General features: G+C 48.1%; 22 protein-coding genes. 14 read left to right on the forward strand and 8 right to left on the reverse strand.

Annotated features, from left to right (window positions below; translation table 11 throughout):
* Positions 1–9: 9 nt before the first annotated feature.
* Genes lspA through dut form a run of 3 tightly spaced genes read left to right on the forward strand, consistent with a single transcriptional unit; the run spans position 10 to position 2220 of the window.
* Positions 10–498, forward strand: a complete 489-nt coding sequence (gene lspA, locus FD960_RS08790; RefSeq protein WP_215298737.1) for a signal peptidase II — start codon at positions 10–12, stop codon at positions 496–498.
* A 9-nt stretch (positions 499–507) separates the two neighbouring features.
* A complete protein-coding gene (coaBC, locus tag FD960_RS08795) occupies positions 508–1719 on the forward strand; it encodes a bifunctional phosphopantothenoylcysteine decarboxylase/phosphopantothenate--cysteine ligase CoaBC (RefSeq protein ID WP_215298739.1) in 1212 nt (403 codons plus the stop codon).
* A gap of 51 nt (positions 1720–1770) precedes the next feature.
* A complete protein-coding gene (gene dut / locus FD960_RS08800; protein WP_215298741.1) occupies positions 1771–2220 on the forward strand; it encodes a dUTP diphosphatase in 450 nt (149 codons plus the stop codon).
* A gap of 98 nt (positions 2221–2318) precedes the next feature.
* On the opposite strand, the gene clpA is transcribed toward dut, so the two are convergent.
* Positions 2319–4625 (reverse strand): ATP-dependent Clp protease ATP-binding subunit ClpA, encoded by a 2307-nt coding sequence (gene clpA, locus FD960_RS08805; RefSeq protein ID WP_215298743.1) that lies wholly within the window; start codon positions 4623–4625, stop codon positions 2319–2321.
* On the reverse strand, positions 4622–4978 hold the full coding sequence (gene clpS / locus FD960_RS08810; protein ID WP_215300660.1) for an ATP-dependent Clp protease adapter ClpS: 357 nt from the start codon (positions 4976–4978) through the stop codon (positions 4622–4624). The genes clpA and clpS overlap by 4 nt, the downstream gene beginning before the upstream one ends.
* Before the next feature lie 276 nt (positions 4979–5254).
* Between clpS and FD960_RS08815 the strand changes: the two genes are divergently transcribed.
* Positions 5255–5458 carry a cold-shock protein gene (locus FD960_RS08815; protein WP_011903586.1) on the forward strand — a complete coding sequence of 68 codons (204 nt, stop codon included), beginning with the start codon at positions 5255–5257 and terminating at the stop codon, positions 5456–5458.
* A 180-nt stretch (positions 5459–5638) separates the two neighbouring features.
* Positions 5639–6034 (forward strand): DUF192 domain-containing protein, encoded by a 396-nt coding sequence (locus FD960_RS08820; protein ID WP_251369882.1) that lies wholly within the window; start codon positions 5639–5641, stop codon positions 6032–6034.
* A 96-nt stretch (positions 6035–6130) separates the two neighbouring features.
* Here FD960_RS08820 and FD960_RS08825 read toward each other — a convergent pair whose 3' ends face one another.
* The 3 genes from FD960_RS08825 to argF are packed head-to-tail and all read right to left on the reverse strand — an operon-like array spanning position 6131 to position 8707.
* A complete protein-coding gene (locus tag FD960_RS08825) occupies positions 6131–6436 on the reverse strand; it encodes a pyrimidine/purine nucleoside phosphorylase (protein ID WP_215298750.1) in 306 nt (101 codons plus the stop codon).
* Between the two features lie 48 nt (positions 6437–6484).
* The gene (locus FD960_RS08830; protein ID WP_215298752.1) at positions 6485–7714 is read right to left on the reverse strand and encodes an argininosuccinate synthase; all 1230 of its coding nucleotides are present in this window, start codon (positions 7712–7714) and stop codon (positions 6485–6487) included.
* A 45-nt stretch (positions 7715–7759) separates the two neighbouring features.
* Positions 7760–8707, reverse strand: coding sequence for an ornithine carbamoyltransferase (gene argF / locus FD960_RS08835; protein WP_215300661.1), 948 nt, complete (start codon positions 8705–8707; stop codon positions 7760–7762).
* 152 nt (positions 8708–8859) lie between these two features.
* On the opposite strand from argF, the gene FD960_RS08840 reads away from it, so the two are divergent.
* Positions 8860–9174, forward strand: coding sequence for a DUF3579 domain-containing protein (locus FD960_RS08840; RefSeq protein WP_215298754.1), 315 nt, complete (start codon positions 8860–8862; stop codon positions 9172–9174).
* 75 nt (positions 9175–9249) lie between these two features.
* Here FD960_RS08840 and rpsT read toward each other — a convergent pair whose 3' ends face one another.
* Entirely contained in the window at positions 9250–9516 is a 267-nt protein-coding gene (gene rpsT, locus FD960_RS08845) for a 30S ribosomal protein S20 (RefSeq protein ID WP_215298755.1), read from the reverse strand.
* Positions 9517–9669: 153 nt separating this feature from the next.
* On the opposite strand from rpsT, the gene murJ reads away from it, so the two are divergent.
* Positions 9670–11223: a murein biosynthesis integral membrane protein MurJ gene (gene murJ, locus FD960_RS08850; RefSeq protein WP_215298762.1), complete on the forward strand. Its 1554-nt coding sequence runs from the start codon at positions 9670–9672 to the stop codon at positions 11221–11223.
* A gap of 5 nt (positions 11224–11228) precedes the next feature.
* Positions 11229–12071, forward strand: coding sequence for a SirB1 family protein (locus FD960_RS08855; RefSeq protein WP_215298764.1), 843 nt, complete (start codon positions 11229–11231; stop codon positions 12069–12071).
* 27 nt (positions 12072–12098) lie between these two features.
* Here FD960_RS08855 and FD960_RS08860 read toward each other — a convergent pair whose 3' ends face one another.
* Positions 12099–12743, reverse strand: a complete 645-nt coding sequence (locus FD960_RS08860; RefSeq protein ID WP_215300662.1) for a DedA family protein — start codon at positions 12741–12743, stop codon at positions 12099–12101.
* 82 nt (positions 12744–12825) lie between these two features.
* Here FD960_RS08860 and miaA point away from each other — a divergent pair, with 82 nt between their 5' ends.
* The gene (gene miaA, locus FD960_RS08865) at positions 12826–13836 is read left to right on the forward strand and encodes a tRNA (adenosine(37)-N6)-dimethylallyltransferase MiaA (protein WP_215298765.1); all 1011 of its coding nucleotides are present in this window, start codon (positions 12826–12828) and stop codon (positions 13834–13836) included.
* Here the strand turns inward: miaA and purM are convergent.
* Positions 13833–14885 carry a phosphoribosylformylglycinamidine cyclo-ligase gene (purM, locus tag FD960_RS08870; protein ID WP_215298767.1) on the reverse strand — a complete coding sequence of 351 codons (1053 nt, stop codon included), beginning with the start codon at positions 14883–14885 and terminating at the stop codon, positions 13833–13835. The genes miaA and purM overlap by 4 nt on opposite strands.
* Positions 14886–14958: 73 nt before the next feature.
* Here purM and FD960_RS08875 point away from each other — a divergent pair, with 73 nt between their 5' ends.
* From FD960_RS08875 to folK, 5 genes are all read left to right on the forward strand, one after another.
* On the forward strand, positions 14959–15948 hold the full coding sequence (locus FD960_RS08875) for an AI-2E family transporter (RefSeq protein WP_215298769.1): 990 nt from the start codon (positions 14959–14961) through the stop codon (positions 15946–15948).
* A 12-nt stretch (positions 15949–15960) separates the two neighbouring features.
* A complete protein-coding gene (gene hda, locus FD960_RS08880; protein ID WP_215298771.1) occupies positions 15961–16719 on the forward strand; it encodes a DnaA regulatory inactivator Hda in 759 nt (252 codons plus the stop codon).
* Between the two features lie 5 nt (positions 16720–16724).
* The gene (locus tag FD960_RS08885) at positions 16725–17405 is read left to right on the forward strand and encodes an HAD family phosphatase (RefSeq protein ID WP_215298772.1); all 681 of its coding nucleotides are present in this window, start codon (positions 16725–16727) and stop codon (positions 17403–17405) included.
* Positions 17402–18802, forward strand: a complete 1401-nt coding sequence (gene pcnB / locus FD960_RS08890) for a polynucleotide adenylyltransferase PcnB (RefSeq protein WP_215298776.1) — start codon at positions 17402–17404, stop codon at positions 18800–18802. The genes FD960_RS08885 and pcnB overlap by 4 nt, the downstream gene beginning before the upstream one ends.
* Positions 18803–18874: 72 nt before the next feature.
* Positions 18875–19402, forward strand: coding sequence for a 2-amino-4-hydroxy-6-hydroxymethyldihydropteridine diphosphokinase (gene folK / locus FD960_RS08895; RefSeq protein WP_215298777.1), 528 nt, complete (start codon positions 18875–18877; stop codon positions 19400–19402).
* Positions 19403–19407: the final 5 nt, after the last annotated feature.

Genomic DNA, 19407 nt, shown 5'->3' on the forward strand with positions numbered 1-19407 from the left:
CAGATGACCATGAACCTATCCTTTCTTCGTTGTCTAGCGATTGCAGTGATCACGCTATTACTAGACCAACTGAGCAAATGGTCGGCACTCAGCAATCTTCAAATAGGCATTCCCGAGGAAATATTGCCGTTTTTAAACTGGCTCTTGCTCTTTAACCCAGGGGCGGCATTTTCGTTCTTAGCCCAAGGCTCTGGATGGCAGCGCTGGTTCTTTACAGCCCTGGGCTTAGCTGCCTCTACTTATATCTTTTGGCTGCTACGCAGAAGTCAGGGCGACAAGATGCTTTGCTGGGCTCTGAGCTTGATCTTGGGTGGCGCATTAGGCAACGTCCTTGATCGCATCATGTATGGCGCTGTAGTCGACTTTATCGATCTGCATTACGCTAACTGGCATTGGCCTGCCTTCAATATTGCCGATAGCGCTATTTGTATTGGTGCTGCTCTCATTATTTGGGGCGAGCTGCGCAAGTCATTTGGCAAATCATCCCAACCCCTTTAAGCTGACGTCATGCAATCACTTTTGAACAAGAAAATCGTTCTCGGCATCTCCGGCGGAATAGCGGCATACAAGTCTGCGGAATTAGCCCGCCTACTGATGCAAGAAGGTGCCAGCGTTCAAGTGGTCATGACAGAAGCCGCGCAGCAATTTGTCACCCCCGTAACAATGCAAGCTCTCACTGGCAATCCGGTCTATATCAGCCAATGGGATAGCAGCATTGCTAACAATATGGCGCATATTGAGCTGTCACGAGCCGCCGATGCTATTTTGATTGCACCTGCCAGCGCTGATCTCATGGCAAAGCTTTCTCTAGGCCTAGCCGATGATTTACTCACTACACTTTGCCTTGCTAGAGACTGCCCGCTCCTATTGGCGCCTGCGATGAATAAGCAAATGTGGGAACATGCGGCGACTCAAAGAAGTGTGCAGCGCCTGGTTGAAGATAAAGTTACGCTACTTGGGCCTGCTAGCGGATTCCAGGCTTGCGGTGAAGTGGGCCTAGGTCGCATGCTCGAGCCAGCAGAAATTACCGAACAACTGATTGCCTTCTTTCAGAAGAAGCCACTCATCGGCAAACGCGTACTAATTACAGCCGGCCCCACTTTTGAGGCTATTGATCCCGTACGTGGCATTACCAATCGCAGCTCAGGAAAAATGGGTTTTGCAATTGCGCGTGCAGCAGTTGAGGCTGGCGCAGATGTTCACTTAATTGCAGGCCCTTGCGACTTCACAACACCACTAGAGGTCACAGGAAAAATTACCCGCACGAATGTCGTTAGCGCCAAAGAAATGCATGCGGCCACAATGCAATCGATTGATTGCGATATCTTTTTTGCGGTTGCCGCAGTTGCTGACTGGGGTATCGCTAAACCCGCAAAGGAAAAGATCAAGCGCCAAGGCAAACAAGCGCCCAATCTAGAATTTATCGCCAATCCTGATATCCTTGCCGACGTAGCAAAGTCTGTCAAAACCAAATCCGGTAAGCCACGCCCATATTGCGTTGGCTTTGCAGCCGAGTCTACTGATCTGCAAACGCATGCGAATGAGAAACGCAAGCGTAAAGGGATTCCAATGATTGTTGGCAATATTGGCCCTGATACTTTTGGCAGCGATCTCAACCAACTGCTCATTATTGATGAAAGCGGTAGCAAGAAAATCGCTAAGGCAGAAAAGCTGCAGCTCGCACGCCAACTCGTTCAGTTGGTCGCCAAGAAAATCTAATTTCATTTTCGCCTCAATTCAAATTCTATTTATCTAGCTTTAGGAAATTCCATGCAAGAACTTCAAGTCAAAATTCTCGATGAACGTATGCGCGATCAGCTTCCAAGCTATGGCACACCCGGTAGTGCTGGCCTAGACTTACGCGCCTGTATCGATGAGGCGATTGAGATTGCACCGGGTCAAACAGTACTGGTACCGACCGGCCTAGCTATTTATGTTGAAGATCCACGTTATGCCGCCTTTATTCTTCCGCGTTCAGGCCTAGGCCATAAACACGGCATTGTGCTTGGGAACCTCGTAGGACTGATAGATTCGGATTACCAAGGACAACTGATGGTGAGTACCTGGAATCGTGGCGCAACAGCCTTCAAACTCGAGCCCATGGAACGTTTAGCTCAGCTAGTGGTTATGCCGGTTCAACAGGTAGAGCTCAAAGTAGTTGAAGAATTTACTGAGAGTAGTCGCGGAGCAGGCGGGTTTGGAAGCACAGGCCGCGGTTAATTCAAACAGCAATCACTGAGACCCAATTAAAAAAACCACCCGAGGGTGGTTTTTTTAATTTCTACCAATACTTTGCCACTCATTCTGATTGAAGAAGGTCAGATTTCCTCAACTGGCGCCACATCAGCTTTAGGTGTTTTACCCGCGACAACCGGGGCATCAAACTCTAAATGTACTTTGCCTTCTGCGTCAATATCGACTGCAACGTGACCACCTTGCGCCAATCTACCGAATAGCAACTCATCAGCCAAGGCCTTACGAACCGTATCCTGAATAATTCGCTGCATCGGTCTTGCTCCCATTAAAGGATCAAAACCATGCTTGGCCAAGTGCGCGCGTAATGCAGGACTGAATGTCGCATCTACCTTCTTCTCATGTAACTGCTCTTCCAATTGCATTAAGAATTTATCAACAACACGCATGATGATAGTTTCATCGAGCGCCTTGAAGGAGACGATCGCATCCAAACGATTGCGGAACTCTGGGGTAAAGAATTTCTTAATATCCGCCATCTCATCACCAGACTCACGAGCATTGGTAAAGCCAATGGTGGACTTCTGCATTGCTTCAGCACCAGCATTGGTGGTCATGATGATGATGACATTACGGAAATCCGTCTTGCGCCCATTGTTATCTGTCAGCGTACCGTGATCCATCACCTGCAACAGAATATTGAAAATGTCTGGGTGGGCTTTTTCAATTTCATCAAGCAGGAGCACGCAATGCGGCTTCTTATTCACAGCCTCAGTAAGCAGGCCACCTTGATCAAAGCCTACATATCCAGGAGGCGCGCCAATCAAACGGCTGACAGCATGGCGCTCCATGTATTCAGACATATCGAAACGAAGAAGCTCAATGCCGAGGATATAAGCAAGCTGTTTAGCAACCTCAGTCTTACCAACACCCGTAGGGCCTGAGAACAAGAATGAGCCAATTGGCCTATCGATCTTGCCCAAGCCGGCACGGGTCATCTTGATAGCGCTCGCTAACGCCTCGATCGCAGGATCTTGACCAAATACCACGCTCTTAATATCGCGATCCAAGGTTTGTAACTTGCTACGGTCATCCACAGTCACAGACTGTGGCGGTATGCGTGCGATCTTAGCAACGATTTCTTCAATCTCAGGACGACCAATGGTTTTCTTCTGTTTTGACTTTGGCAAGATGCGCTGAGCGGCACCAGCCTCATCAATCACATCAATCGCCTTATCCGGCAAATGGCGATCATTGATGTAGCGTGAAGACAATTCAGCAGCAGCAACCAAAGCAGCAGCAGCATACTTCACGCTGTGATGCTCTTCAAAGCGAGACTTCAAACCACGCAAGATTTGCACTGTCTGATCGACAGTTGGCTCAACTACATCAACTTTCTGGAAGCGACGTGAGAGTGCGGCATCTTTTTCGAAAATGCCCCGGTACTCAGTAAAGGTAGTTGCGCCAATACATTTAAGCTGGCCATTAGACAGCGCTGGTTTTAGCAGATTGCTTGCATCAAGCGTTCCACCAGAAGCGGCACCCGCTCCAATCAGAGTGTGAATCTCATCAATAAATAAAACGCCATGAGCACTATCTTTTAATGACTTCAGAACGCTTTTTAGACGCTGCTCGAAATCACCGCGATATTTAGTGCCAGCCAATAGCGCACCCATGTCTAATGAATAAACAGTGGCATCTGCCAAAATTTCTGGGACGTCACCCTTCACAATGCGCCAGGCAAGACCTTCGGCAATGGCGGTTTTACCAACTCCCGCCTCACCCACCAATAGCGGATTATTTTTGCGGCGACGGCATAGCACTTGAATAACCCGCTCCACTTCGCTTTCGCGCCCGATGAGCGGATCAATCTTGCCTTGCTTGGCCAAGAGATTCAGATTCTGGGTGTACTGCTCAAGCGGACTCTCTTTGCCACCTGACGATGCATCTTCGGACTCTTGTGCAGACTCAGCTGGCTTTACATGCTCAGTCTGATCCTTGCGAACACCATGACTAATAAAGTTCACTACATCCAAACGAGTTACGCCCTGCTGCTGCAAGAAATACACCGCATGCGAATCTTTTTCACCGAAGATAGCAACGAGCACATTCGCGCCCGTGACTTCCTTCTTGCCATTCGATGTTGACTGCACGTGCATGATTGCGCGCTGAATCACACGCTGGAAACCCAGAGTAGGCTGAGTATCTACCTCATCATTTCCAGGGACAACGGGGGTGTTGTCATTAATAAAATTTTTCAGTTGCGCACGTAGCTCAGCAATATTGACCGCGCAAGCCTTTAAGACCTCAACCGCGGTTGCGTTATCCAATAAGGCGGCAAGTAAATGCTCAACCGTAATGAACTCATGTCTTGAGGCTCTCGCGTCAACAAATGCCATGTGCAAACTGACTTCTAGTTCTTGGGCAATCATGCTTCCTCCATAGTGCACTGTAGTGGGTGACCCGCTTCGCGGGAAAGCTCTATAACCTGATGCACTTTTGTTGCCGCAACATCTCTGGTAAATACACCACAGATGCCTTTGCCAACTAAATGAACCTGCAACATGATCCGTGTAGCTGTCTCATGGTCCTTATTAAAATACTCCTGAATTACCATCACCACAAATTCCATTGGCGTGTAATCGTCATTCAATAGTAAAACTTTATACATCGAAGGTGCCTTTACCTTCTCGGCCTGCTTTTCGAGAAGAATGGTGTCTTCAATATGGGGGTTATTTGGGTTACCAACCGCTGGATTTTTCGTTGTACGACTCATGAGAAACATTCTAAACACAGATATAAAAACTTGGATCTTGAGGGCCTTGTTGCAAAAAACCATCAAGAAAGCTTGATTTACACCATATTGGGGCATTTTTCGATAAAAAAAGGGGTCTTTACCGATAACTATCTACCCTCTACCCCTTGACACCCCACCATAAAGGGCAAACAATCAGGGGGTAGGCTTTATTTGAAGTCCTATTTAGGCGTGTTGTAGAGCGAGACTGATTAAAAAGTATTCACCCTCATCACGGTTGTTTTAAGTTTATGTAATGGAGTTCGCATGGCGACCGGAATTGTTAAGTGGTTCAATGATGCAAAAGGTTTTGGCTTTATCAAACCTGATGATGGTGAAGAAGAGTTGTTCGCGCATTTCAGCGCGATCACAATGCCTGGGTTCAAAACCCTCAAGGAAAACCAAAAGGTAACGTTTGATATTACCCAAGGTCCTAAAGGCAAACAAGCTACCAATATCCAAGCAGCTTAATCTGCTTTAGATCATTATTAAAAACCCAGGACTTGTTCCTGGGTTTTTTTTCGCCTACCTTTATCGCCCCATTTTCGATTGACTTAGAATTACTCTACCCTCCACACCTAGAACATCATGCGTCGACATAATCTAAAGCAATTCATTCTTGGGCTTATCTCAATCGCCAGTATTTTCTCCATGACTGCGATAGCCCAGCAAAATGTTGGTCTACCAACCATTGAACTCAAGACCGGCATCTATCGCATTCAGGCAGAAGTAGCCGATACCCCCAAGGCACGTGAAGTTGGACTCATGAATCGCACTAGCATGCCAACTAACTCAGGCATGCTCTTCATCTTTGAACAAAAGGCGGGGCACTGCTTTTGGATGAATAACACCAAGATCCCTTTATCGATTGCTTTCATTGCTGACGATGGAAAGATTGTCAACATCGAAGAGATGCAAGCAGAAACCAATAATAACCACTGCCCCAAAGCAACCGTGCGTTATGCCTTAGAGATGAATAAGCAATGGTTCTCCGAGAGGGTCATCGCCCCAGGCGCAGTCATTCAGGGTTTACCAAAAAATAAGTGATTGATGAAGCACGAGTAAATAAAAAAACGCAGACCAAGGTCTGCGTTTTCTTTTGAGTGGCAGAGGCATCACCTCCACCGACTCTTGTTTTATTACTTATTCAAAGTGGCAAACATAATGCACTGGTGATTCGGCGCGGATGATGAAGTAGCCGCCCTTTTCCACTTCCCAACTTTGACCAGCCTTGAACTCCACTTCAGGGGCGCCGTTAATGCTAACAAATGCATTACCGTCCACCACTTCCATGATTTCTTTGGTGCTCAGGTCGAAGCGCAAGGTGCTTGGCAATACCACGCCAACTGATTTGCGCACACCATTCGATAGGGTTACGGTATGAGATACGCACTTACCATCGAAAAATACATTGGCTTTCTTGCCTACAGAAACTTGATCAAATTGCATCTTTATTCTTTCTAATCTGAATGACTCAATAGTAATGAATGAACTTACTTATTTGCTACGTTTACGTCTTGCGGTTTCAGCTATTCGCATACGCAATGCGTTGAGCTTAATAAAGCCGCCAGCATCAGCCTGGTTGTATGCGCCGCCATCATCATCAAAAGTGGCGATCGTTTGGTCGAACAAGGTGTTTGCTGAATCACGTGAAATCACAGATACAGAGCCTTTGTACAACTTCAAGCGCACCACGCCATTGACCATCTGTTGAGTGTGATCAATCAAGGTTTGCAAAGCGATACGCTCTGGAGCCCACCACAAACCGTTATAAATCAGGCTTGCGTAGCGTGGCATTAAGTCATCCTTCAGATGCGCAACTTCACGATCCAAGGTAATACTCTCGATACCGCGGTGCGCCTTTAACAAAATAGTGCCGCCAGGGGTTTCGTAACAACCGCGACTCTTCATGCCAACAAAGCGGTTTTCAACTAAATCCAAACGACCGATGCCGTGCATGCCACCAATGCGATTGAGCTCAGCCAATAATTCATGTGGCTTATAGGCTTTGCCATTGATCGCTACCGGATCGCCAGCACGGAATTCAATTTCAATAATTTCTGGAGCATCGGGAGCCTTCTCAGGAGAAACCGTCCAACGCCACATAGACTCTTCTGCCTCGGCATTTGGATTCTCAAGATGACGACCTTCGTAGCTGATATGCAAGAGATTGGCATCCATTGAATATGGTGAACCACCTTGCTTATGCTTCATTTCAACAGGAATGCCATGCTTTTCCGCATAAGCCATGAGCTTCTCGCGAGAGAGCAGGTCCCATTCACGCCATGGGGCAATCACCTTGATTCCCGGCTCTAATGCGTAGTAGCCCAATTCAAAGCGAACCTGGTCATTCCCTTTACCGGTTGCTCCGTGCGATACTGAATCGGCACCAGTTAAGCGGGCAATTTCAATTTGACGCTTAGCGATCAATGGGCGCGCGATCGAGGTGCCCAACAAATATTCGCCCTCATAAATCGTATTAGCGCGGAACATTGGGAACACAAAGTCACGCACAAATTCTTCGCGTAAATCATCGATAAAAATATTTTCTGGTTTGATGCCAAATTGCAGAGCCTTGGCACGTGCCGGCTCAAGCTCCTCCCCCTGACCCAAGTCCGCAGTAAAGGTAACAATTTCGCACTGATAGGTGTCTTGAAGCCACTTCAAGATCACGCTTGTATCAAGACCGCCAGAATAGGCTAGAACTACTTTTTTAATATCAGACATGATTTCTTTTCAATTAAAAATGAACCAAAAAATTACTTAAAAAATTTAATCCAAACGCCCGCAGAGCAAATACTCCATCAAGGCTTTTTGTACATGCAAGCGATTTTCAGCCTCTTCCCAAACAATACTTTGTGGGCCATCAATCACCTCGGCTGAAACCTCTTCACCGCGATGTGCCGGCAAGCAATGCATAAACAAAGCATCCGGCTTGGCCAAAGCCATGAGTTCCGCATCTACCATCCAGTCTTTGAAGGCGCTCATACGGGAGGTATTTTCATCCTCATATCCCATGCTGGTCCACACATCAGTAGTGACCAAGTCAGCATCTTTGCAGGCATCTTGAGGATTGGCGCAAACGGTAAGGTGCTTCAGAGCCTTGGGAGTCAACCTAGACTCATCTAGCTGATATCCGCCTGGGGCAGAAAAGCGAATTTGAAAATCCAAACATTCAGCCGCCTGAATCCAGGTGTAAGCCATATTATTGGCATCACCTACCCAGGCCACTGTTTTTCCTTGAATAGGGCCACGCGCCTCCACAAAAGTAAAAATGTCAGCTAACACTTGGCAAGGGTGATATTCATTGGTCAGGCCATTAATCACAGGCACGCGAGAATTCGCAGCAAAGCGCTCAATAATCTCTTGCCCAAAGGTACGGATCATGATGATGTCCGTCATCCGAGAAATAACCTGCGCAGCGTCCTCTACAGGCTCGCCACGGCCCAACTGGGTATCGCGGGTATTCAGATAGACGGCATGGCCACCGAGCTGGTGTATGCCTGCCTCGAAGGAGAGGCGAGTACGAGTGGAATGCTTCTCAAAAATCATCGCTAGAGTGCGATCGTGCAGGGGATGCCAAGTCTCATAGCTCTTAAATTTAGTTTTGAGCCACGCAGAGCGCTTCAAGAGATAGTCGTATTCTTCGCGCGTCAGGTCGGCAAACTGCAAGTAATGCTTCACCTGGCCAGGCACTTGAGGCTTTGCCAAAGACGTCATTGTTGAGCTTTCTACTAGAGTTTTAGCTTGCATTTTTTGTTTGGGCTATGAACTGCACGAAAATAGTACCTAAAGTCATCTTAAGGCCTTCTCAGACTGTTAAGCTTGAGGGCTGAGCAACACTTATTCCTTACAACAATTTCTACGCCAACTTGAACCACAAAAAGCTTTTCATTCAAGGCATTACCACTTCTGGCAAACCTTTTCGTCCCAGCGACTGGGCCGAGCGTCTTTGCGGAGTCATGGCCACTTTTCGCCCACCAGGCGATGCTGGCGATCCCCGCTTCACCTACTCGCCTTATGTCAGACCAGTCGTTATTGCAAAAGTGAAATGCGTTGTTATTGATACCAGACTAGGGAAGCTTGATCCGAGAGCACTCGACTTTGTCATGAACTTTGCCAAAGACAACAGCCTACCCATCGAAGAAGCTTGCGAATTTGAACCGCAATCGCAAACCCAGTCCTAAAAACAAAAACCCGCTCTGATAAGGAGCGGGCTTAGGCCCAGATTACTCTTGAGCCTGCCTAAAACTAAAAACGTCTTACGCTGCCATTGCTTTAATCGCTGCAGACAAACGTGACTTCTGACGTGATGCAGTATTTTTGTGAGCAATCTTTTTATCAGCAATCTTGTCGATTGTTGATTGGGTTGCTGCGAACACTTTAGCTGCAGCATCCTTGTCGCCTGCTTCAATCGCTTTGCGAACTGCCTTGATGGAAGTGCGAAGCTTTGAACGCAAACTAGAATTGTGTTCGTTCTGTTTTACTGCCTGCCGTGCGCGTTTACGCGCTTGTGCGGTATTGGCCATCTTTAAACCTTGCTATATAAAAATTACAAAATACGGTTAACTGAAATTCTGTGTGGGTTCGCCAAATTTGTAAGCTGACTCACCAAAACCCAAGATTTTACATTAAAGGACTAAAAAAGCCCAGTCGCTTGATAAATAGGGGAAAATTAGCCCATGAACCTGCTTTCCGCGGCCGCCAAGGTCAGCTCCCTCACCATGCTGTCCCGGATCACCGGACTCCTCCGGGAGACCCTGATTGCCCGTAGTTTTGGGGCTTCCGAGTGGACTGACGCCTTTAATGTGGCCTTTAGATTGCCAAATTTACTGCGCCGGCTCTTTGCCGAGGGAGCCTTTTCCCAGGCATTTGTGCCAATTTTGGGGGAAATTTCCAGCCAAGGGGATATAAAACAGTCCCAAATCCTCGTAAATGCCGTCGCTACCCTCTTATTCTGGGCCCTGCTCCTCACGGTACTTCTGGGCGTAATCGGCGCCCCACTGCTCATTTTGGCCATTGCTACAGGATTTGAAGGCGGTCCAGCCTATGAAGCAAGCGTTGTCATGACTCGCATCATGTTTCCCTATATTGGCCTAATTTCGATGGTTTCCCTATCAGCAGGGATTCTCAATACCTTTGGCCGCTTTGCAATCCCCGCATTTACCCCTGTTTTACTGAACCTAGCACTCATTGGTAGCGCCATCTTCCTAGCGCCGCACTTGGAGCAACCTATTTACGCCCTCAGCATTGGCGTTCTCTTGGGTGGTGTGCTGCAGCTCGCGATCCAAATTCCAGCCCTTGCTCGCCTCGGACTGCTCCCAAGAATCGCCCTTCTGCCTGGAGCCATCATGGCAGCCATCAGAAATCCTGATGCAAGACGCGTTCTGAAGCTCATGGGGCCAGCAGTATTCGCAGTGTCAGTTGCTCAAATCTCACTCATCATCAATACCAATATCGCATCGCGCTTACAAGCTGGTAGCGTGTCCTGGCTCTCGTATGCCGATCGCCTCATGGAGTTCCCAACAGCCCTATTAGGCGTAGCGCTTGGCACCGTTCTTCTCCCTAGCTTAAGCAAAGCGAATGCAAAGAATGATTTAGTGCACGCCGGTGAACTCTTGATTTGGGGGCTGCAGCTGACTTTCTTGCTCGCTGCGCCCTGTGCAATCGCCCTCTTTCTTTTTGGCGAACCGCTGGCGGCTGTTTTGTATCACTATGGCAAATTTAATGCCTTAGATGTCTTGATGACCCAACGCGCACTGGCGGCCTATGGCGTTGGTCTGATTGGCCTCATTCTGGTCAAAATCCTAGCGCCTGGCTTTTACTCGCGTCAGGACATTCGTACGCCGGTAAAAATTGGTTTGTTAGTTTTAGTTACAACGCAGCTTGCCAACTTGATTTTTGTTCCTTGGCTAGGTCATGCTGGGCTAGCTTTATCCGTTGGTACGGGAGCATGCCTCAATGCCTGCTTGCTCTGGGTGGGGCTGCATAGAAGAGGCGCTCTACCAAGCGCTGCTTGGTGGAAATATTTAGCCCAACTAGGGCTTGCCTTAATCCCCTTCTCAGGCCTCCTGTTTTATGCCGCGTCAGCACACGATTGGATTGCCTTGCAGCAAACCCCTTGGATCAGAATTGGCTTACTAGCAGGCTGGCTAAGCATTGCTGCAGTGATTTATTTTGCAGCCTTGGGCTTAGTAGGAATTCGCTGGCAAAAATTTCTGCGTCATGCAAAATAGCTCTTATGCCAACACAACAACTTGACTACTTCACTTCCCTTGTTGCGGAAGATGAACACTTCCCCTTAACTGAAGCGGCAGTAGCGGTTGCGCAACATGCCTACCCAGATTTGGATGTTCAGGGGGCCCTGGATCAGATCGATCAATGGGGTAACAAGCTAAAGCAACGCATCACTCCAGATACGCCACCCATTCAGCGTCTGCAATTGTTAAAGCATTTCTTTTATAACGAATTGGGATTTGGTCCCAATCCGAACGACTTTTACGCGCCTGAAAATTCTTATCTGCATCAGATTATTGAAAATCGCCGCGGCATTCCGATCTCCTTGGCAATTTTGATGATGGAACTCGGTCAGCAAATCGGATTAAATATTCGCGGAGTCTCTTTCCCCAATCACTTCATGATGCGCATCTCCTTGCAGCAAGGCGAAATCATCATGGATCCATTGACTGGTGAGTCTCTCTCCAAAAATCAATTACAAGAAATGCTCGATCCTTACCTCGATGCCAAAGGCTATCGCGGTGAACTCAGCTTGCCTTTGAATATTTTCTTGCGCGCCTCAAGCTCTCGAGAAATCCTCTCGCGCTTTATGAGAAATCTCAAAATGATCTATTCGGAGCATGAGCGTTGGGAGCGCCTACTGGGCATCCAGGAGCGCTTAGTGATCTTGCTACCAGATTCAATAGAAGAAATTCGGGATCGCGGACTCATCTTTGCACAACTCGAATATGTTCGGCCCGCACTTGCGGATCTACATCGTTACTTAAGTGAGATGCCGGGGGCGGAAGATGCGGCGGATATCCGCGAACATATCGTCACCCTTGAGAGCCAAACCAAGCTTCACTAAACAAAATTTGCTTAGTGAAGTTGTGGATTATTTTTTCTTGCGCTGAAAAATCTTGTACAGGCCAGCCAATACCAATGGTACGGCCGCAGCGCCAATACCAATCAACACAATAATGTTGAGGTTTTGACGGATGAGAGGGATGTTGCCAAAGAAATATCCTGCAATCACTAATCCAAAAACCCATAACACCGCACCAGTAATATTAAATAACTGGAAGCGTGAGAAATTCATTTCTGAGATGCCGGCAACAAATGGAGCAAAGGTGCGAATGATCGGCAAGAAGCGCGCCACGATAATCGTTTTGCCGCCATGCTTCTCATAGAAAGAATGTGTCTTACGCAGAGCTGCTTGATCAATCCAACGCGACTCGCTACTAAAAATTCGATGGCCGATCCAGCGACCAATGAAATAATTTACTGTATTACCGGCGATGGCGGCAATCAACAAGCCAGCGCATAGGGTCCACAGATTAAAGTGTTCTGTAGCACAGTAAGCGCCTGCAATAAACAGCAAAGAATCCCCTGGTAAAAAAGGGGCTACGACTAAACCAGTCTCCGCAAACACTATAGTAAATAGAAGGCCATAAGCCCAATTACCATATTGCTGAATCACCACATCGAGGTGGCGATCAATATGTAATAGCAAATCACCGAGTTGCAATAAGGTATCAATCAACTTGTACTCCAGTTATGAGTTGAAGGGATATTAACAGGCCGGCAATACAACTCAGCACATTTCATTCATATAATGGGTCATGCAAACTGAACCCCACATTCAGCCGACGCATATTCCGGATCAACAATCAGTTCTTTGTATTGTTGGACCTACAGGCGCAGGCAAAACCCACCTCACCATGTCTTTGGCCGAGTACGCCAAATCCATTGGCCTTACCCTTGAACTCATCAGCATGGACTCCGCATTGGTGTATCGCGGCCTCGACATTGGCAGTGCTAAACCCACCAAAGCCGAGCAAGTCGCAGTTCAACACCACCTCATCGACATACTAGATCCCACTGAATCTTATTCAGCAGCGCGTTTTGCAAACGATGCGAAGAGATTGTGCGAAGAGATTCGTGCTCGAGGAAATATTCCCGTCGTAGTGGGTGGCACGATGTTGTATTGGCGAGCTTGGGCACATGGACTCTCTTCATTACCTCCAGCCAACCCAGAAATTCGCGCTCGCTTAGATGAACAAGGCAAAGAAATTGGCTGGCCTGCAATGCATTCTGAATTAGCCAAAGTAGATCCTCTTACTGCCGCGCGTTTGCAGCCAAATGATTCTCAACGTGTACAGCGCGCTTTAGAAGTTTACGAAATCACTGGCAAACCCATGTCTATCTTGCTCGCAGACTCACCGAGTGAGGATGGGAGAGAAGGCTCCGCCATCCCCGAATGGATTAACTTGGTATCACTAGAGCCTAGCGATCGCTCCCGCTTACATCAGAACTTAGAAAAACGTTTTGATGAAATGCTCAATAGCGGACTCTTAGAAGAGGTGCGGGCATTACGAAAGAACCCAGAACTTCATGCGGATCTGCCTGCAATTCGCTCTGTAGGCTATCGGCAAGTTTGGGAGTACTTGGATGGCGAGACAGACCTTGAGCAAATGCGCTATAGGGCACTAGCTGCAACTAGACAGCTAGGGAAAAGACAGCTAACTTGGTTGCGTGCGATCTCGGGTAGAAAAACTTTTGACCCCTTCAACCCGCATGAGTTGAAGGCGGCCCTAGAGTACTGCAAAGAAGGCTTGGAGAAACAGTCTTAAATAACAATGGTTTGTGGCGCACCCGTTGGGCGCTCCACTACTTCACCAACCGTCCAAGCATTTAATCCCTCAGCCTTCAGAGACTTGATCGCTGTATCCGCTTGATCTGCAGATACGATCACCACCATACCAATACCGCAGTTAAATACACGCACCATCTCCGCATCAGCAACGCCACCTTTCATCTGCAACCAGCGGAAGAGTTCTGGCATTTGCCAACTATCGCGATGTAATACAGCCTGCGTATTTTCTGGAAGCACGCGAGGCACGTTATCAACCAAGCCACCGCCCGTAATGTGCGCCATCCCCTTCACATTGATCTCGGAGATCAACTTGAGTAATGGCTTCACGTAAATCTCGGTTGGGGCCATGACAACATCGCCAAGGGAGCGACCGCCCAAGTCATCAGTAGGCTTAGCCCCAGCACGCTCAATAATTTTTCGCACCAAAGAGTAACCGTTTGAATGCGCACCACTAGAGCCAATTGCTAAAACCACATCGCCTGGAGCAATCGTTGCACCAGTGATGATTTTGGATTTTTCAACAGCACCAACTGCAAACCCAGCCAAATCATATTCACCAGGAGGGTACATACCGGGCATCTCAGCAGTTTCACCGCCGATGAGAGCGCAACCAGACAATTCACATCCCTTGGCAATGCCGGCAACCACGGTTGCCGCAGTGTCGACAGTGAGCTTGCCGCAAGCGAAGTAATCCAAGAAAAAGAGGGGTTCGGCACCCTGAACCAAGATATCGTTCACGCTCATGGCCACCAAGTCCTGACCAATCGTATCGTGGCGATTCCACTCAAAGGCCAATCTCAGTTTTGTTCCTACGCCATCAGTACCAGAGACCAATACCGGCTCTTTGTAGCGCTTAGGCACTTCAAATAGGGCCCCAAAACCACCAATACCAGCCAACACGCCCTCGCGCATGGTTTTCTTAGCCAGGGGCTTAATACGGTCTACTAAATCGTCCCCAGCGTCAATATCGACGCCAGCGTCACGGTAGGAAAGGCCTTTTGATGAAGAATTGGTAGATGAGGTCATGGCTAAGATAGAAGATTAGTGAAAAACGTTGCTTGGTCGGTAGAATCATTGAATTCTAGAGGATTCAAGCAAGATGGCTGAAATTTTTACCCCTTTTCTGACTGCATTTATTCTGGCTTACGCCTTGCGCCCAGTATGCCTATGGCTTGCGAGGCATCACCTACCCCGCGCAGCAGCGGCTGGGATTGCCATGATTATTGGCCTGGGGGTCGTATTTTCAATTTTGAGCCTCTTTATTGCCCTCCTGAAAACCGAAATTCCCCTCATCAAAGCCCAATTGCCAGATTGGATCCAAAACACTCAGGCATGGCTCGGGCCAAAACTGAGTGAGTTTCACATCAATTTCGATTGGAATACCCTAAAAGCTGGCGCCACACAAAAGATCACGGAGCACCTCAACGACAACTCGGATGCCCTCATGTCTTCCACATTCGAGACGGTACTCATGTCGGGAAGCTCGGTGATTGCCGGATTCGTAAACGCCATCCTCATTCTGTTTGTGATGTTTTACCTACTGCTGGACTGGAATCACTTTTTTAAACTGGTTCGTAGCATTGTGCCTCTGCGTGCGCAAGAAACAATTCATCATCTGGCAATGCATGCTGATGGTTTATTGTCGCAATATCTCAGGGGCATGCTGATTGTCATCTCCATCATGTCGATTTTCTACAGCGCTGGTCTCAGTATTATCGGAATCAAAGGCTCAGTGGCATTGGGTGTATTTACCGCTCTCATGATTGTGATTCCTTACATTGGCATTGCCCTGGGTTTTACTCTGGCCGTTCTTGCAGCTCTTCTCCAGTTTGGGCCAGGCGCAGAAATCATTGGTGTCTTGGTATTGTTTGGCTTAGGGCAAATGCTGGAAGGCTTCTTCCTAACGCCTCGCCTGGTTGGTGAGCGCATTGGCCTGCATCCAGTCGCAGTGCTCTTTGCATTATTGCTCTTTGGAAAATTATTTGGATTCTTCGGAGTGCTTCTAGCATTACCAACAAGCGCCGTGGGCTTGGTACTTATTCAGTATGGCTGGTCCCGATACATTCAAAGCCCGTGGTACCAAAAATAAATTTCTGCAGCAATGACTAACACTTCGCTGCCACGGCAATTTGCTCTTGATATTGGGCACACACCCACGCCAAGCCTAAATAATTTTTTAGCTGGTGAAAATTTAGCCTTGCACTCCGCTTTGCAAGAGCTAGTAAAAGGCTGGGCATTAAACACCCCTCGGGCTTTATCAGAGAACCCTCTCAACAAGCGCTGGATATATTGGTGGGGGCCAGAAGGCTCAGGTAGAACCCATTTGCTACAGGCTTTAGGCAATGCCGCGAAACAACTTGGTTTAAAGCATTACCCCCTCAATCACAATGAGCCTATCTCATGGGTACGTCTGGAGGAAGATTTGGGCGACCTTGGCGGCAGTGATCAACCCTCCATCATTACCGTCGATGATGTCGATCGCTTAGATGATCGTCTTGTGGCGTCATTATTTCGGATTCTGAATGAGGTTCAAGGAAGTAAGGCAATCCACATTTTTATGGCCGGAAATGCCGCCCCAAGCAATCTTGAGCTTCGAGAGGATCTCAGAACCCGCCTAGGGTGGGGTTTGATCTTCCAAACCCATCTCCTGAGCGATGATGAGAAAATAGAAGCCTTACAACAAGCAGCGCTAGCGCGCGGCTTGGTTTTATCGCCCGATGTTTTGCCTTGGTTATTAAATCGCTTTTATCGCGATATGCCAAACCTGATGGCCTTAATCGATGCTTTGGATGCTTATTCACTTGAAACAAAACGTGCTGTAACACTGCCTCTTGTCAGAGAGCTCTTACAGCCTAAATAAAATTAATGACTCAACTTGCCCTTTTTGATTTAGATCACACTCTTCTACCCTGCGATAGCGATTACGAATGGGGTCAATTTTTGGCTCGCATTGGAGTAGTCGACAGTAAATACTACGCTGAGCAAAACGAGCGCTTCTATCAAGATTACAAAGAAGGCAAGCTCAATATCCAAGAGTTTCTGCGTTTTGCGCTAAAGCCATTGTCAGAACATTCTCGCGCCCAGCTGAAAGAGTGGCATGATGCCTTTATGAAAGAGGTGATCACCGGCCAGTTGCGCGAGCAAGCACTCGATCTAGTAAAGCGCCACCAAGATGCGGGTGATCTTTGCTGTGTTGTCACCGCAACCAATAGCTTTGTCACGCGCCCCATTGTTGAAAGTTTTGGCATCGAGCATTTGGTGGCTACTGAACCAGCGACCGAAGGCGACAATCCGCTTGCCAGCTTCACGGGCGAAGTGAAAGGCATTCCTAGCTTTCGAGAAGGGAAAATTCAACGAGTGCATGATTGGCTTGCCAGTCAGAACTTGGAATTAGGTCAATTACCGTATAGTTATTTTTATTCAGACTCCATGAATGATTTACCCCTCCTGGAGAAAGTGAGCAACCCCGTTGCCACCAACCCAGATGCCCGCCTACGCGCCGAAGCCATGAAACGTAACTGGCCCATACTTGAACTATTTGCATGATTACAAAATTTATTAAACGTATTTTGCGTCGCGACCCTATGGTCCGACATACCGCAGCCCACACTTCCGGCGCACCCAAGCGCATTGCTAAAAAGTCCCACCGCATTGATCCGCACTTGCTTTCTAAAAATGCTGTGAAGGTGACGTACACCTTGCAGCAGGCGGGATATGACGCGTTTATTGTCGGTGGCGCAGTACGGGATCTGGCGCTGGGAATTAGCCCAAAAGACTTCGATGTGGCAACCAATGCAACACCAGAGCAAGTACAAAGGTTATTTCGCAAAGCCCGCTTGATTGGACGTCGCTTCCAGATTGTGCACGTGACCTTTTTTGGTAAAGGCCAGCCTGAGATCATTGAGGTCTCCACCTTTAGGGCTTTACTAGAAAATGCTGGCGAACATGTTGCCGAGAATGGGCGCATTCTGCGCGATAACGTCTGGGGCAGTCAGCACGAGGATGCAGCTCGTCGTGATTTCAGCATTAACGCCATGTATTACGACCCCGCTTCCGAGACCGTACTCGACTACCACGGCGGTATGGCCGACATGCAAAAGAAAACATTGCGCATGATTGGCGACCCAGCCAAGCGCTATCGTGAAGATCCTATACGGATGCTGCGTGCGATTCGTTTTGCCGCCAAGACGGGCTTTACTTTAGATGCAGCAACCCGCGCGCCAATCGCTAAATTAGGCAAATTGATTCATGACGTGCCCTCAGCGAGATTGTTCGATGAAATTCTGAAGCTATTGATGTCAGGCTACTCTTGGGCTGCTATTCAAGGTTTGCGGGATGCTGGTCTTCATAACGGACTCCTACCGCTTTTGGATCACATTCTCGATGGCAAAGAAGATTCAAAAGGAGCCAATGAATTTGTCCGCATCGCTTTGGCCAATACAGATCAACGCATTCAGTCTGGCAAAAGTGTTTCCGCCGGATTTTTGTTTGCCACTTTGCTGTGGCCTGATCTCTTGCGCAATTGGAAAAAGAACATCGCCAAAGGGATTTCCAATATTCCCGCATTGCACGATGCAATGGATGAAACGATTGCCAGCCAAAGCAATGGCATGGTCATCCAACGTCGCTTTGAAAGCGATATGCGCGAGATATGGTCGATGCAACCTCGCTTCGAAAAGCGGGTTGGCCGCTACCCCTATCGCCTGATTGAATCCCCGCGCTTTAGAGCGGGCTATGACTTCATGCTCCTTCGCTGCGCCACTGGCGAACAAAATCCCACATTGGGCGAGTGGTGGACCAGCTTTATTGCCGCCGATCCACTTGGGCAAGAGGCCCTGATGGCTAGCATCAAAAATGAGGGTGGTAATAGTGGCTCACCAGCTAAACGTCGTCGTCGCAGAAAACCCAAGGCGGCCACGCCCACTGAAGGTGCACCAGGCTAAGCAAGTTTCACAAAAATTCAGTAAAGTAGATTCGGTGGTTACAAATCGTTTTATTACTTGTCTGGAATGAGCATGGCTCGAGCTTTTATTGGATTTGGCGGCAACATCGGCGACTCACGTCAGCTTATTACTGATGCGATTGTGTGCCTTGCATTGCGTTGCGAACTTCAAATTCTCGCTAAAAGCTGTTTCTATCAAAGCGCTCCCGTAGATGCCGCAGGTGGAGACTACATCAATGCAGTCATTGAAATTGAGACCGAGCTCAGCCCCTATGGCTTGCTACACGTCTGCCAGGCTGTTGAAAAGGAATTTGGGCGCGAGCGCCCTTATACGAATGCACCAAGAACTTTAGATCTGGATATTCTGTCTTTTGAGGGCGTTTCTCAGGATGACTCCGAGCTCACGCTCCCCCACCCCAGAATCACTGAACGATCATTTGTATTACTACCGCTACTAGAAATCGCCCCGGATTTCTTCTTGCCAAAATTAGGGGAATTAAAAGCTTACCTACCCCGAGTTGCCGACCAGCGGATCGAAAAACTCCCTTGCCGCAACTGTAATTGTGGTGAAAAAGACGTTTATAGCCAATCCTCGCATTAATTCAT

This window comes from Polynucleobacter sp. AP-Nino-20-G2, from assembly GCF_018688235.1.
GTDB lineage: Bacteria > Pseudomonadota > Gammaproteobacteria > Burkholderiales > Burkholderiaceae > Polynucleobacter.

What these genes read in the sequence shown, in the direction of transcription:
- rpsT (WP_215298755.1), bottom strand. Translation starts at nt 9,516, where the DNA reads ATGGCCAATACCGCACAAGCGCGTAAACGCGCACGGCAGGCAGTAAAA.
- dut (WP_215298741.1), top strand. Translation starts at nt 1,771, where the DNA reads ATGCAAGAACTTCAAGTCAAAATTCTCGATGAACGTATGCGCGATCAG.
- murJ (WP_215298762.1), top strand. Translation starts at nt 9,670, where the DNA reads ATGAACCTGCTTTCCGCGGCCGCCAAGGTCAGCTCCCTCACCATGCTG.
- pcnB (WP_215298776.1), top strand. Translation starts at nt 17,402, where the DNA reads ATGATTACAAAATTTATTAAACGTATTTTGCGTCGCGACCCTATGGTC.
- FD960_RS08855 (WP_215298764.1), top strand. Translation starts at nt 11,229, where the DNA reads ATGCCAACACAACAACTTGACTACTTCACTTCCCTTGTTGCGGAAGAT.
- FD960_RS08885 (WP_215298772.1), top strand. Translation starts at nt 16,725, where the DNA reads ATGACTCAACTTGCCCTTTTTGATTTAGATCACACTCTTCTACCCTGC.
- clpS (WP_215300660.1), bottom strand. Translation starts at nt 4,978, where the DNA reads ATGTTTCTCATGAGTCGTACAACGAAAAATCCAGCGGTTGGTAACCCA.
- argF (WP_215300661.1), bottom strand. Translation starts at nt 8,707, where the DNA reads ATGACGTCTTTGGCAAAGCCTCAAGTGCCTGGCCAGGTGAAGCATTAC.
- hda (WP_215298771.1), top strand. Translation starts at nt 15,961, where the DNA reads ATGACTAACACTTCGCTGCCACGGCAATTTGCTCTTGATATTGGGCAC.
- miaA (WP_215298765.1), top strand. Translation starts at nt 12,826, where the DNA reads ATGCAAACTGAACCCCACATTCAGCCGACGCATATTCCGGATCAACAA.
- FD960_RS08815 (WP_011903586.1), top strand. Translation starts at nt 5,255, where the DNA reads ATGGCGACCGGAATTGTTAAGTGGTTCAATGATGCAAAAGGTTTTGGC.
- coaBC (WP_215298739.1), top strand. Translation starts at nt 508, where the DNA reads ATGCAATCACTTTTGAACAAGAAAATCGTTCTCGGCATCTCCGGCGGA.
- FD960_RS08830 (WP_215298752.1), bottom strand. Translation starts at nt 7,714, where the DNA reads ATGTCTGATATTAAAAAAGTAGTTCTAGCCTATTCTGGCGGTCTTGAT.
- lspA (WP_215298737.1), top strand. Translation starts at nt 10, where the DNA reads ATGAACCTATCCTTTCTTCGTTGTCTAGCGATTGCAGTGATCACGCTA.
- FD960_RS08875 (WP_215298769.1), top strand. Translation starts at nt 14,959, where the DNA reads ATGGCTGAAATTTTTACCCCTTTTCTGACTGCATTTATTCTGGCTTAC.
- FD960_RS08825 (WP_215298750.1), bottom strand. Translation starts at nt 6,436, where the DNA reads ATGCAATTTGATCAAGTTTCTGTAGGCAAGAAAGCCAATGTATTTTTC.
- folK (WP_215298777.1), top strand. Translation starts at nt 18,875, where the DNA reads ATGGCTCGAGCTTTTATTGGATTTGGCGGCAACATCGGCGACTCACGT.
- purM (WP_215298767.1), bottom strand. Translation starts at nt 14,885, where the DNA reads ATGACCTCATCTACCAATTCTTCATCAAAAGGCCTTTCCTACCGTGAC.
- clpA (WP_215298743.1), bottom strand. Translation starts at nt 4,625, where the DNA reads ATGATTGCCCAAGAACTAGAAGTCAGTTTGCACATGGCATTTGTTGAC.
- FD960_RS08820 (WP_251369882.1), top strand. Translation starts at nt 5,639, where the DNA reads ATGACTGCGATAGCCCAGCAAAATGTTGGTCTACCAACCATTGAACTC.